Genomic DNA, 13037 nt, shown 5'->3' with positions numbered 1-13037 from the left:
TATCCCTTATTCCTCTTGCTGTGCTAAAGCGACAACGGGGATTTTTAGTAGGGGATGCGTGATGGCCACGATAGATCGCGGGCTTGTCAGAAAACTATCGTTGTTCGCAAAGATGAGCGATGACGAGCTGGACAAGCTTGTGTCTTACGCCTCAACGCGGCGTGTCGTTCCGGGCGAAACCATTTTTGAACAGGGCGATGATGCCGTCCTGTTCTTTTTGCTGCTTCACGGCCGCCTCAAGGTTAATCAGGTAACTCCAGACGGACAGCAAATCATCGTTCGCATGGTCCATCCCGGTGACCTATTCGGCTTCGCCAAGGCTTTGCAAAGGAGCGACTATCCCGGCACGGCAATGGCTGTTGCCGAAAGCATTGTTCTGGCATGGCCAACAGAACTTTGGGACTATTTCGTCGAACAGAATCCTGGCCTGGCAATGAATGCAATCCAAACCATCGGCAAGCGGCTTGAAGAAGCCCATACCCGAATCCGCGAGATGTCGACCGAGGAAGTTGAGCGTCGCGTTGCACACGCCGTACTGCGTCTTGCCCGGCAAGCCGGTAAAAAGGAAGAGGATGGTATCCGTATCGACTTCCCCATCACCCGCCAGGATATCGCTGAAATGACGGGAACAACGCTGCATACTGTATCGCGTATCCTCAGCAACTGGGAAGGTCAGGGTTTCGTTCGCGGCGGCCGTCAGAAACTAACCGTCATCAGTATGGCTGGCATAAAGCGTCTTGCCGACGGCAACCCATAAGCTGCAGACTGCTCGATTTTTCATGCGAATGCTCGTTGCGAGCGGTCATTCGTATCTTTTGCTTTGACGATCCCGCAATTGTCCAAACACCCGGCAAATCATCAAGACCCTCGGCGCGCACGCCTGTAGATCGGATGGCAGATCAGAGCTTCAAAGCGAATGCATTTGAAGCCGGGTCCAGTCCTCTCCTCCCAAGCAAAAGGATCTACGGCCATGACGACGAATTTCATCGAAACCAAAGACGGCACCAAGATTTTCTACAAGGACTGGGGCACAGGTCAACCAATCCTGTTCTCGCATGGCTGGCCGCTTTCGGGCGACGCCTGGAGCGTGCAGATGCTATTTTTCGCTGAGAAAGGCTATCGCGTTATCGCGCATGATCGTCGCGGTCATGGTCGTTCCGATCAGCCATGGAATGGCAACAACATGGATCAATATGCCGATGATCTGTCAGAGCTGATCGAAAAGCTCGACTTAAAGGATGTGATCCTTGTCGGACATTCGACCGGGGGCGGCGAAGTCGCTCACTATATTGGCCGCCACGGCAATAGCCGCGTCGCCAAAGCCGTGCTGGTTGGTGCCGTTCCGCCACTGATGCTCAAGACTGCAAACAATCCCGAAGGCACGCCGATTGAAGTCTTCGACGGCATTCGCAAGGGCACCCGCTCCGACAGATCGCAGTTCTTCAAGGATTTGACGCTGCCATTTTACGGCTTCAACCGCGAAGGCGCCAAGGTCAATGAAGGCCTGCGCGAGAACTTCTGGCTGCAGGGCATGGTCGGTTCGATCAAGGGGCTCTACGACTGCGTTCGCGAGTTCTCGGAAGTCGATTACACGGATGATCTGAAAAAGATCGAAGTGCCGACGCTGGTGATCCACGGCGATGACGATCAGATCGTGCCAATTGCAGCCGCGGGCGAAAAGACCGCCAAGATCGTGAAAAATGCAACGCTCAAGGTTTATCCCGGCGCGCCGCATGGTTTGGCGGAGACCGAAGCCGACAAGTTCAACGCCGACGTTCTGGAATTCATCCAGTCGTAAATTCGGCTCGATACCGAAGCGGGACGGCGAGCGGACCTTCTCTTGCCGTTTTCGCTTTTGTGATCGCGATGCCATATCCAAATGGCATCGAAATATGCAAGATTACGGCTCGTGGCCCATACAGTATGCATTTGTGCAACGCTATAAAGGCAATCCGTCATGACTGAGAAACCTCGCTTGTTTGAAGAGCGCGTGCGTGACGGTCTTGATATGCTGCCTGAACCCGTCGACCTGCCGGTTGACTGGCTGAGCTGCCATGATTTTCCACGCCCTTTATTGAAGTCTGCCTTAGGGCGCGCGCCAGAATCCTCCTGCTCTCAAACCGACAACACGCATTTACGAACGAAAGGACCATCATCATGACTGATAATGTAAAATCCCGTCGCTCTGCCTCTCTCAAGACACCAAGCGGTTTTTCGGAAGAAGCCGTGAAGGAAATTTCAGGCGGTATCACTGCTCTGCTCGCAGATGTGTTTGCCATTTATCTTAAGACCAAGAATTTCCATTGGCACATGTCTGGCGCGCATTTCCGCGATTATCATCTACTGCTGGACGAACAGGGCGATCAGATTTTTGCGATCACCGACGATCTGGCAGAACGCGCACGCAAGCTTGGTGGAAACACGCTGCGCTCCATCGGCGATATTTCGCGCCACCAGCGCATTCTCGATAATGATGCGGAGTTTGTGCATCCGCATGAAATGCTCGCCGAGCTGCGCGACGACAACAAGGCGCTTGTTGAAAGTATGCGCGTGCTGCACGAGCTTTGCGACGAATATGGCGATGTGGCAACCGCAAGCCTGCTCGAAAACTGGATCGACGAAGGCGAACGCCGCGTTTGGTTCCTGTTTGAAACGCTGCGCGGTACAAACGGCTGATTGCAGGATCAGTCACACAAAAGAAGGGGCCGTCGGCCCCTTTTTTCGTTTGTGCGCGAGGTGAAGCACAATCCCGCTCAGCCTATACACAAGTATAGAGTAGCAAAAACTCAGGTGTATGGTTTTGCACTCATAGTACGATTTCGTACAGCGCCGCATCATCCCAAAATCCTCCCATATCCAAACGCAGTTCAACGATTTTACGGGAGATCAATGATGTCACATTTCGCAACACCAGTTGACCACAAGCAGCCACGCCTTCCCCTCGACAAGTTCGCAAGCGAGACATCAATCAAGGTCTCTACCCTGTTGTTGAATGCCGTACAGCTTCTCGAAGAAGATGAAACAATCGCTATCGATCTGGTCAATCAGGCTTCAAGCCTGCTCGGCACACGCATGGTTGACGGCAATGATGTAGCGGATCGGATCGTTGTCGGCGGACTGGCGCCCTGGCAGATCAAGCGTGTGTGCCGCTTTATCGATGAGCGCATTTCCTACACGATTTCGCTTGATGAAATGGCGCGTCAGGTCAAGCTCAGCACCAGCTATTTCTCGGCAGCCTTCAAGAACAGCATTGGCGTTTCACCACATAATTATGTGATCCAACGCCGTGTCAAATTTGCCAAGGACAAGATGCTCAACTCCAATGCGCCCCTTTGTGAAATCGCACTTGATTGTGGCCTTTCCGATCAGGCTCACCTGTCGCGCGTGTTCCGCCGTATCACCGGTACCACACCAAGCGCCTGGCGCCGTTATCAGACACGTCCCAATGTCAAAGCAAATCTCGCAGTCGCGGAAATCTACTGACGTTTCACGCGTGAAAGTTTTCAGCCGATGCCGTAATGGCCTCCCTCAAGGCAGCAATGAAAACCCGGACCTTCGGCAAGACCAGTCTGGTGGTCGGATAGACCGCCCAGATATTGAGTGTTTCAGGTCTTGCCTCACCGAAATTGAGCCTGACCAGACGCCCCGTCTTCACATCGTCACTCACATACCAGGTCGATAGAAGTGCAAGCCCACCGCCCGCAAGACAGGTGGCATAACAGCCCTCCATCGTGTTGGCGGAAAAGCGGGCGTTTAGACGAATGTGCTTTTCGCCTTCGGGAGTCGAGAAAGTCCAGTGTGTTGCAGAGCCAAGCGGCAGGCAGTCATGCTCTGCAATCTCATCAGTCGCGTGCGGTATGCCGCGTCTTGCCAGATAGTCCGGGCTTGCAACGATGCAACGAGGATTGTCGCTGAGCTTCTGCGCAATCAGGCTGCTGTCGCGCAGTCGGGCAATGCGGATCGCGAGATCCGTCCCGCTCGCAACCAGATCGGGCAAGTGATCCGTGAGATCCAGCGCGATACGCAATTCTGGATTCTGCTCAAGCAGCTGCGGCACAAACGGCGTGACATAGCGAAGGCCAAAGGCAACGGGAACCGAAACACGCAAAAGACCTGCCGCACCTCTGGATTCCGCCCGCAGCAGCGCTTTGGCTTCGGTTTCATTTTCAATCATGGCGCGCGCAAAAGGCAGGAAGGTTTCACCTTCAGGTGTCAGCGAAAGCGAACGTGTCGTGCGATGCAGCAGCCGGACACCAAGCATTGTTTCAAGAGCAGCTAGACGGCGTGTGGCAACCATCGGCTGAAGACCAAGCCTCCGGGCCGCTTCAGCCAGGCTTCCGGCATTCACTGCCGCCAGAAATACAACAACGTCATCCGTATTCATTATATCATTTTTCGTTATGCAGGCAGATCGTTCAAGATCACTAAAACGAAAATCGATAAAAAGCTAGATAGTCAGGCACCGATTGCGATAGAGCGGCTCTCGCTTCAAGGTGCCTTTGATAGCCGCCCTATCCAAAAGTTTTTCACGCATCGTTCCGCCGGAAAGCACCTCCCACTTTCCTCGGGACCAACCACAAGAGGGCAGCAAAATGGACGATAAAAGCCAATCTTCAACGCAAGCCGGGCAAGCCAGCGCTGGTATCGGCAAAGGGGCTCTGTTCGCAATGGCCGTAGCCAGCGGCGTGGCGGTTGCAAATATCTATTACAATCAGCCATTGCTTGGAATCATGGAAGCCGATTTTCCAAACGATCCGGTGACGGGCCTAATCCCGACCGCCACGCAGCTTGGCTATGCCGCTGGTTTGTTCTTCCTGCTTCCGTTGGGGGATATTGTTCACCGGCGCAAGCTGATTATCGGCCAGTTCATCATTCTGGCAGTAGCGCTTGCCATTGCGGCTGTAGCACCCTCGGCGCTTGCTCTGGTGATTGCATCGCTTATCGTGGGTGCAAGCTCGACAGTCGCACAGCAGATCGTGCCTTTTGCGGCTTCGCTTGCTGTGCCTGAAAAGCGCGGCGCGACCATCGGCACGGTGATGGCGGGCGTCCTTTCGGGCATTCTGTTCAGCCGTACGCTTTCCGGCTTTGTCGGTGAACATGCTGGCTGGCGCGAAATGTTCTGGATCGGTGTGCCGCTGGCGCTCTTTGCGGGTTTGTTGATGTTTTTCGCGCTGCCTAACCATCGTTCAACATCGCATATGCGCTATCACACAGCGATCCGTTCGCTGGCTAGAATCTGGAAAACGCACAGCGCCCTTCGCATTGCAGCACTGACGCAGGCAGCACTTTTTGCAGCCTTCACGGCCTTCTGGACCATTCTCGCGCTTTACCTGCAAACACCTGAATTTGGCTTGGGCGCAGATGTTGCCGGTCTCTTCGGTATTGTGGGCGCAGTTGGTGTTTTTGCAGCGCCATTTGCAGGCCGGATTGCCGACCGCAAAGGTCCGCACTTTGTCGTGCTTATGGGGGCCATCCTTACGCTGATTTCATGGATGATCTTCGGCCTCTGGTCTTCGCTTATCGCGTTGGTCGTCGGCGTGATCGTGCTTGATTTCGGCATCCAAGGCGCTCTCGTTTCCAATCAGCACATTATCTATGCACTTGACCCTGAAGCTCGGAGCCGCCTTAATACCATCTTCATGACAGCTATGTTCCTCGGTGGTGCGGCAGGTGCGGCACTCTCAACACTTGCGTGGAAGCATGGCGGTTGGCTTGATGTAAGCCTGCTCGGCGGTTCGCTCGCCATCATAGCGCTGGTCATCCAATTCGTGGCTTTTCGTGTTCGCAGCTCTTTCGCTGCCCTACATTAAAGAGAATCGAAAGCTTTGCTTTCGATTACAAAAAAGGCGGCCCACTGGCCGCCTTTTTTGCTGGTTGGTTTCATCAACGAGGCACCATGCCCGGCTGGTCGGAAGGCAACTTCCGCAAATCGACAACATCAATATTGAGGTGCTGTGCAACAAGATCCGCTGGCGTATGCGTCAGCCATGAAGAAAGCGACACTTCCTGATATTCCGCCGTCCTGAACACAGCGACGAATTGAAGATCGGTGGTGCCGGTGTTTTCGATAACGTGGCCCTGACTGCGCTTCACATAGCCGACATCACCAGCCCTGAAATCAGCAGTCTGGGCGCGTGGGCCTGCATCGAAAACGGTCATGCGGCCTTCGCCCTTGATCCAGTATTGCCATTCGTCGGCATTTGGATGCCAGTGCAGCTCGCGGACACCGCCGGGCTTAATCGTCTCGATTGCGGAAGCAATTGTAGTCGAAGCCTTGAAGACCGAACTGTCAGCCATGCGGATGGTGCCGGAACGGTTTTCTTTCAATGGCTTTGCAGAGCTGAGCTTGTAGGTGAAGGGAAACGGAGGCAGGCCAGCCGATGAAACCTCTTCCTGGTCGTTAGAAAGTTCCCCCGGCTCGCGACCCTGAAAAATCCAGAGATTGTTAAGCGGGATCGACTTCATCGCGTCTTCATCGATACCGAAATTCTTGGCAAGAATGCTGGGCGGTGTATGCGCCAGCCAATCTGTTACCAGCAGCGTATTGTATTCGGACTGATCACCTTCATCAAATGCCAGAACAAATTCGCAGCCATCAGGACCGAGCCCCTGCAAGGAATGCGGAAAGCCTGCTGGAAAGTACCAAAGATCACCGGCTTCAACGTCCTGCACATAAGCGCGGCCTGCAGTGTCCAGAACAGTAATGCGGCAGCGACCATTGGTCATGATTGCCCATTCGGCCGCGCGATGCCAGTGCATCTCGCGAACACCCCCCGCATTCAGGCGCATGTTGACGCCGGATATTTCCGCGGAAATTGCAAAGTCGGATTGTGTCAACTGACGCGCCCAGCCACCATTCTGAATGCGCTTTGGCGCATCGTTGAATGAGCCCCAGAAGAGCTGCATATCGCCAATATCGGTTGCCGGCGGATTCTGGAAAGATGGGAATTGTGCGTTGAGCGCCGGGTTCTTTGGGCCGGGATCGGTCAGACTTCCGGCATTGGCGTTGATTGCGCCTTCCGGCGGCAGATCAGGATTGCCGAATGTCGGCTTGCTGGAATGATCGTCGGCGCTCTTTGTCTCTATGCGATGGGTGGTCATGGCGGCTTCTCCTCTCGTTGCCAGCGGCAACAATTTCTGATGCAGGAGAAGTTTACGAGAGAAGGGAAAGGGCCACATCTATACCGAGGTCTATCTATCCCCGGCGATTGGTATGTTGTTTCCCAAGCCTACAATCGGAGTGCGTGCTCAAGATGATCGAGCAGTTTAGTCACGTCGACCGGCTTGCCCAGAAAAGCGAAAGCGCCGCCTTCCATGGCCGCATTACGGGTACGGTCGTCTTCAAAGGATGTCATAAAGATCATCGGCGGGTGAGCCGTCTGTTTGTTCAGTTCGGCCTGAAGTTCAATCCCGCTTAATCCAGGCATCTTCACATCAACCAGCATACAATCGATATCCGATTGCGCCTCATAGGCGAGATACTCTTCGGCTGAAGCGAAAAGACGGCTTTCATAACCGCAAGATTTGACGAGATCGTCGAGAGCTTCCCGGATGCCCTGATCATCATCAACGATGGCTATGGTATGAATTTGCGCTGCGGACAAGATATTGGACCTTGAATTGCTAGAATCTGATCGCGCATCCCGAAAACGATTCCTGTTTTTAGAGATGAGCTTAAGGCCCTTTATGCGCTCTGGCAGAGCACAAATATACCATACTTAGATACAGGTCACTTTGTCGTTTCGCTGATAAACTCTGCCTTGCGAACCAGATCGGCAAGAGATCGCACATCCATCTTGCGCATGACATTGCCACGATGAAGCTTAACCGTCACTTCACTGATACCAAGATCAAAGGCGATCTGCTTGTTCATTTTGCCGGTGACAACAGCGTCCATCACCTCCCGCTCGCGCGGGGTCAATGTTTGCACCAGTTCGACGACAGCCTGATTTTGCGCTGCCTCCTGTCTGCGCACGCTATCGCGCTGCACAGCCGAACTCACCGCATCCAGCACATCCTGTTCCTTGAAGGGCTTGGTGAGAAAATCGACGGCGCCTGCCTTCATCGCACGCACCGTCATCGGAATATCGCCAAAGCCCGTCATGAAAACCACCGGCAGGCGAATTCCCGACTTTTCAAGCTGGCTCTGGAAATCAAGGCCACTGATGCCCGGCAAACGAACGTCGAGGAGAATGCAGCCCGGTCTTTCCATTCGTGATTGATCCTGGAATTTGGCCATGAAGGCTGCCGCTGTTTCAAATGCTTCCGCATCAAACTGCATGGATAAAAACAGATCCGCCAGCGATTCCCGCATCGACGGATCATCATCGATGATGAAGACCACAGGCTTGTCGTTTAGTTGTTTTTGAGGCTTGCGTATCTCAGGCATCCTGCACTTCCCAATTGATTGGCAAGCGCATTTCAAATTCCGCGCCACCTGTTTCGTGATTGGTCCCGGTCAGAGTTCCACCGCTTGCTTCAACCGTGCTGCGGCAGATCGAAAGCCCCATGCCCATACCGGAAGCCTTGGTTGTATGAAAGGGCATGAATAGCCGCTTGAGCGTATCCTGATCTATTCCCGGTCCGCTGTCACGAATGCTGATCACGGCATGATCATTGTCGATGCGGCCAATGGTGATCACAATGGAACGCGAGCGGGTTCTGGATGCTTCCATCGCTTGAATGGCGTTGGTTACAAGATTGATAATCACCTGCTGAAGCTCAATCCGCACGCCCTCAATTACCGGCGAACGCCAAGTCTGTGCCATGCGAACCTGGGTACTGCTGCGTTGCAGCTCATGTTCCATGAGCGCAATGGTTTCGCGAACCAACATGGTGAGGTCGATGGGTTCCACCCGCCGTTTGGCCTGGCTCAGCATATTGCGCGTGTTCTGGATAATCTCGCTTGCGCGGTCACTATCGCGAATGATCCGTTCGGCAGAGCGCCGCACAGCGGTCAGGTCCGGGGGCTCGCGGTCGAGCCATCGCAGCACCGTCTGCGCATTGAGCATGATGGCGCCAAGCGGCTGGTTAAGTTCATGGGCAAGCGAGGCTGACAAGGCACCGACGGTTGCGGCCCTCGAAGCTTTGGTCAATTCAGCCTGTGCTTCCACCAGCGCCTTCTGCGCCAGTTCACGCTGCGTAATATCGACCATGCTCAGCACAACGCGGTTGAAAGCGGCAGGATCGCTGGGGAAACTGATGCTGAGCAGCGCCAGCCGCTCTTCACCACTTTGGGTGTGAAATTCGACCTTGCTCTCAAAATAGCGCTGTTCATCGAGCAGCGCCTGCAACACATGCGCAAATTGGTCATTACGTGGTACGAAGAGACTGCCGAGTTGATGCGCCTGCCCAAGATCAACCCCTAGAAGTTCATAGGCTGCTTCATTGGCAGCAACCGTATCGGTCATGCCAATACATTGCCGGACGAAATCCGGATGCGTGCGGGCATAGTCTTCAATATCAGTGACGCCTTGCGCCTTAAGCTGGATCAGATGCTGGCGAAGCCGCGAGTAATCACGCTCGCAAAGGGCAACGCGTGTGCGATCAAAAATTGAACGATAGCGTGCTTCGCTATCTTTGAGCGCTGCGTGGGAGGCGAGCAATTCCTGCTGCCCCATTTTGTTTCTCAAAATGAGAACGGCTGTAACTACAACCGCAGCAACAGCGACCGCTAGACGGATGGTTGTCTGAAAATCCGGCTCCGGGCCATGGGTTGCATAATAGGATGTGATGGTGAGGATGAAACAGCCAATGCCGCTCAGGATAATGCCTGTGCGCCCTGTTACTTCGGCTGCCAGCAGCAGCACAATGGCATAGAGAACGGCAATAGCGCCTTCAATATCGGTGAAGGTATCAACGTAAAAGACACCAAGCGCCAGCGCCAGGGCGACAAAGCCCACCGCCAGTTCACTGCCTCGTTTGTGCATGCCCTCTGCATATTTAGACATCTTTTGTCGTTCCCCAGATTCGACTGCGCGAAACCATAGAGCAATTTATGTGGTTGCGAACCTATACCTAGGTTTGGGTGCTAACCAGATCATCTAACGAACCTTATCCGCGATCCGAAATCGACGATTGGTGAGACGAAACCGCATCAAGTGCCTGCTTGTTTGAGGTTTTCTTTACGCAGAGGTAAAGGCGCGCGCCCATCAGTCATTTCGGATTGCAAGCCTCGATGCGTGCTTCAACACCGTAAACCTTTGCCAGCACTTTGAAGTAACAACAACTCGCGGCGCTCCGTAAGCAGGAATTGTAGCCTCTTTCAGAACAAGCAAAGAGTGGAGCAAGCGAAACATCAGCGGCACCGTCACCGTAATAGCGCCTTTCATACGAACCGCTCGTGCCACAGACTGCTTGAAAAACATCTGATGCTTAAGATTGACTGTACCCGTTAGCTCACCCACCACCGCACTTCAGAATGTGCACAATTGTTTCCTAGAGTGTTGCTGTATCTCAATGTTCGCCGGACCGTTCGTTAAGGTGGTCCATAGCGACGTTAACAACACACAAGTCTTTTAATGCTCAACGCCATGGCGAGCGCCTCATCCGCTCTTCGTACCCACCATAACGTTCTGGTTATTTAGCCTCTATCTTTTGCTGTGGATGATTTGTTCAAACCTGACAAAGTGCGATGGTCGTTTTGATGACGCAGTTTTATCTTCGATAACGTGAGGTTATTTTCGCACCAACATGTAATTTCGTGTGGACATCCATAATAATTGCAAGCAAAATTCCTCAATAAAAGCATGTTTTCCGCCTTTTCCTGATCATGTAATATTTCTTCTTAGTGTGAGTTTCTTGAGCATTTGCAGGGGGGATTTGAAGTGAAAGATGATCTTGCCTGGACACTACACGAAGTTGCCAAAGCAACCAGTGGTCGCTGGTTGATTGAACCGCAGTTCGGGTGGCGTGCGACGGGTCTGGCAATCGCGGCTCAGACCTTCAAGGCCGGAGATATGATTGTGGTCGCAAGGCACAATGAGGAACGAGGCCTCAGTCTTCAAGGCCTGCAAAGGCTTGCGACCAGGCCATCAGCGATAATCACATCTGCAGACGTTGCCGAACTCCGAAAATTCGAAACTCCTTTGTTGCTGGTAGAAGATACCGGAAAAGCAATTCTCAATCTCGGGCACAACGCTCGAGACAGATTTCGTGGTCGTGTCTTTGGCGTAACCGGCAGTGCCGGCAAAACGACATGCGTTGCAATGCTTTCGCATGCATTATCACCTTACGGCAAAACACAACATTCCGCACATAATGCCAATCTACCACATGGCATCGCATGGAATCTGGCTTCTTTCGATTTGACAGCCTCAAACATTGTTTTGGAGATGGCCATCGGACGCATGGGTGTAAGTTCCCGAATGGCGCGGCCACATGTTGCGATATTCACAAACATTCAGCCTGTGCATCTCACCGAAACCAATACAACAAAAGATATTGCCAATACAAAAAGCGCGATCTTCTGGGGTATGAAGCCGGGCGATATTGCGATTATTAACCGCGACATGCTCGAATGGGATACAGTTTTTGCGGCAGCCACGAAGGCGAAGCTGCGGGTTGTCCATTTTGGACAGAGTGATGCATGCGATTATCAGATACTGAAATATGATGCGCAGGAAAACCTCGTCCGGGTAAAAACCCCTTACGGAATTAGAGAATATAAACTCGGCGCAGCTGGGCACCATATGGCGCTAAACAGCATCGCCGTACTGGCCGCTTTGGAGAGCGCAGGACTAGATCCGGGTGCCGCGCTCGCCTCCTTTTCGACATTTGGGGCATTGGCAGGCAGAGGCGAAAGCCTGCAGATCTGCATCGGAGGCAAAAATATAACTGTTATCGACGACGCATATAATGCCAATCCCGGGTCGATGACTGCTGCGTTGAACCGCCTAAGTGAAGAAAAAACAAAGGGACGTCGGATCGCTGTACTCGGACAAATGGCGGAACTGGGCAAAGATGCCGAACGGTACCACACCGAACTTGCGACACTGATTAACAAGCTTCCGATCGATAAGGTTTATATCTACGGAGAGCTTTATACAAAATTCTGGGAAGCGCTGGCAGATCATCGCCGCGGGCATTTTGCGCAGAGTTTAACTGATCTTCGTGAGTATCTTCTAGCAGCGACCAGGTCTGATGATACGATCTTGCTGAAAGGGTCTAACAGCACGCGCGTGCACGAAATCGTCGAAAGTCTCAAGGCAAAAGCTACGATCCGAAGTGCACTTAATGTTTCGAACGAGACAAGTGCTCTTCTGCTGCGGTGGAGCGACGGACAGATATTATTCAATCAGGGCGCAGATTTAAAACACCCACCTGCATCAATCGCAAAGATCGTTACACTATGTCTCGTGCAGCGGCGCATGGAAAAGCTTCAGATCAACGGTGAGACGACAGTTCCCGTATCAGAAGCTGCCACTGATATTCAAAGCCTGTGGGGTTTTAGGGCAGGAAATCCTCAAACACTCGCCACACTAATCAAAGCCAACGCCATCATCAGTGCGAACGAGGCCAGCAATGCGCTTGCAGAATGGCACAGTGGTTCAATCGCCGCTTTTGTAGAGGAAATGAACTCTTATGCGCGATCTGTTGGAATGCGGGAAACGCTTTTTTGTTCTCCCAGTGGCATCGGCATCAGACAGAAAACAACGACCGGGGATCTGGCGATACTTGCGGGTCATGTCCACGCCAATTTTCCCGCACTGCTTCAGATTTTTGCTCAAAAGGATTTTCACTTTGAGGGAAAGACATATCTGAACATCAACCCATTTCTCGGACACAGTGGCATAACCGGACTTAAAACAGGCTCTCTGGGTCCCTCACGACACCACGTCGTGCTTACACGGACGGTAAAGGGTGAGTTGTTCATCTGTGTCATCCTGAGTGCTCAGAGCAAGCAGGAACGCCAGCGTATCGGAGATGAGCTTCTGAAAGCATGTTTGCCTCTGTGACAGGCTCAGTTCAAATCATTAAGCTCTGAATGCTGAGCAGGCTTTTCTTCTCTGCATTTCGACCTAGGACCGCATTGAGGC

At 52.9% G+C, this 13037-nt stretch carries 12 protein-coding genes; 7 read left to right on the top strand and 5 right to left on the bottom strand.

The features are described 5' to 3' along the window. Positions 1-61: 61 nt before the first annotated feature. From QSJ70_RS07170 to QSJ70_RS07150, 5 genes are all read left to right on the top strand, one after another. Positions 62-757 carry a Crp/Fnr family transcriptional regulator gene (locus QSJ70_RS07170; protein ID WP_007877544.1) on the top strand — a complete coding sequence of 232 codons (696 nt, stop codon included), beginning with the start codon at positions 62-64 and terminating at the stop codon, positions 755-757. A gap of 213 nt (positions 758-970) precedes the next feature. Then, a complete protein-coding gene (locus QSJ70_RS07165; protein WP_215777774.1) occupies positions 971-1798 on the top strand; it encodes an alpha/beta fold hydrolase in 828 nt (275 codons plus the stop codon). Between the two features lie 159 nt (positions 1799-1957). After that, positions 1958-2161, top strand: coding sequence for a hypothetical protein (locus tag QSJ70_RS07160; RefSeq protein WP_285535369.1), 204 nt, complete (start codon positions 1958-1960; stop codon positions 2159-2161). Continuing rightward, a complete protein-coding gene (locus QSJ70_RS07155; protein WP_007877542.1) occupies positions 2158-2676 on the top strand; it encodes a Dps family protein in 519 nt (172 codons plus the stop codon). Before QSJ70_RS07160 ends, QSJ70_RS07155 begins: the two co-directional genes overlap by 4 nt. Positions 2677-2892: 216 nt before the next feature. After that, a complete protein-coding gene (locus QSJ70_RS07150) occupies positions 2893-3483 on the top strand; it encodes a helix-turn-helix domain-containing protein (RefSeq protein ID WP_285535366.1) in 591 nt (196 codons plus the stop codon). A gap of 4 nt (positions 3484-3487) precedes the next feature. On the opposite strand, the gene QSJ70_RS07145 is transcribed toward QSJ70_RS07150, so the two are convergent. Continuing rightward, positions 3488-4384, bottom strand: a complete 897-nt coding sequence (locus QSJ70_RS07145) for a LysR family transcriptional regulator (RefSeq protein ID WP_285535364.1) — start codon at positions 4382-4384, stop codon at positions 3488-3490. 208 nt (positions 4385-4592) lie between these two features. Between QSJ70_RS07145 and QSJ70_RS07140 the strand changes: the two genes are divergently transcribed. Beyond that, positions 4593-5810, top strand: a complete 1218-nt coding sequence (locus QSJ70_RS07140; RefSeq protein ID WP_285535362.1) for an MFS transporter — start codon at positions 4593-4595, stop codon at positions 5808-5810. A gap of 73 nt (positions 5811-5883) precedes the next feature. Here QSJ70_RS07140 and QSJ70_RS07135 read toward each other — a convergent pair whose 3' ends face one another. The 4 genes from QSJ70_RS07135 to QSJ70_RS07120 form a co-directional block, all read right to left on the bottom strand. Further along, positions 5884-7101 (bottom strand): cupin domain-containing protein, encoded by a 1218-nt coding sequence (locus QSJ70_RS07135; RefSeq protein WP_285535360.1) that lies wholly within the window; start codon positions 7099-7101, stop codon positions 5884-5886. A 128-nt stretch (positions 7102-7229) separates the two neighbouring features. Further along, positions 7230-7604 carry a response regulator transcription factor gene (locus tag QSJ70_RS07130; RefSeq protein WP_285535359.1) on the bottom strand — a complete coding sequence of 125 codons (375 nt, stop codon included), beginning with the start codon at positions 7602-7604 and terminating at the stop codon, positions 7230-7232. Positions 7605-7729: 125 nt separating this feature from the next. Next, positions 7730-8389, bottom strand: coding sequence for a response regulator transcription factor (locus tag QSJ70_RS07125; protein ID WP_285535357.1), 660 nt, complete (start codon positions 8387-8389; stop codon positions 7730-7732). Next, a complete protein-coding gene (locus tag QSJ70_RS07120) occupies positions 8382-9950 on the bottom strand; it encodes a sensor histidine kinase (RefSeq protein ID WP_285535355.1) in 1569 nt (522 codons plus the stop codon). Before QSJ70_RS07120 ends, QSJ70_RS07125 begins: the two co-directional genes overlap by 8 nt. An 876-nt stretch (positions 9951-10826) precedes the next feature. Here QSJ70_RS07120 and QSJ70_RS07115 point away from each other — a divergent pair. Next, entirely contained in the window at positions 10827-12956 is a 2130-nt protein-coding gene (locus QSJ70_RS07115) for a Mur ligase family protein (RefSeq protein ID WP_285535353.1), read from the top strand. Positions 12957-13037 lie beyond the last annotated feature (81 nt).

This window comes from Brucella sp. NBRC 12950 (assembly GCF_030268145.1).
GTDB lineage: Bacteria > Pseudomonadota > Alphaproteobacteria > Rhizobiales > Rhizobiaceae > Brucella.
The sequence above is the reverse complement of the archived record's forward strand: the minus strand, read 5'-3'. Positions and strand labels throughout refer to the sequence as shown.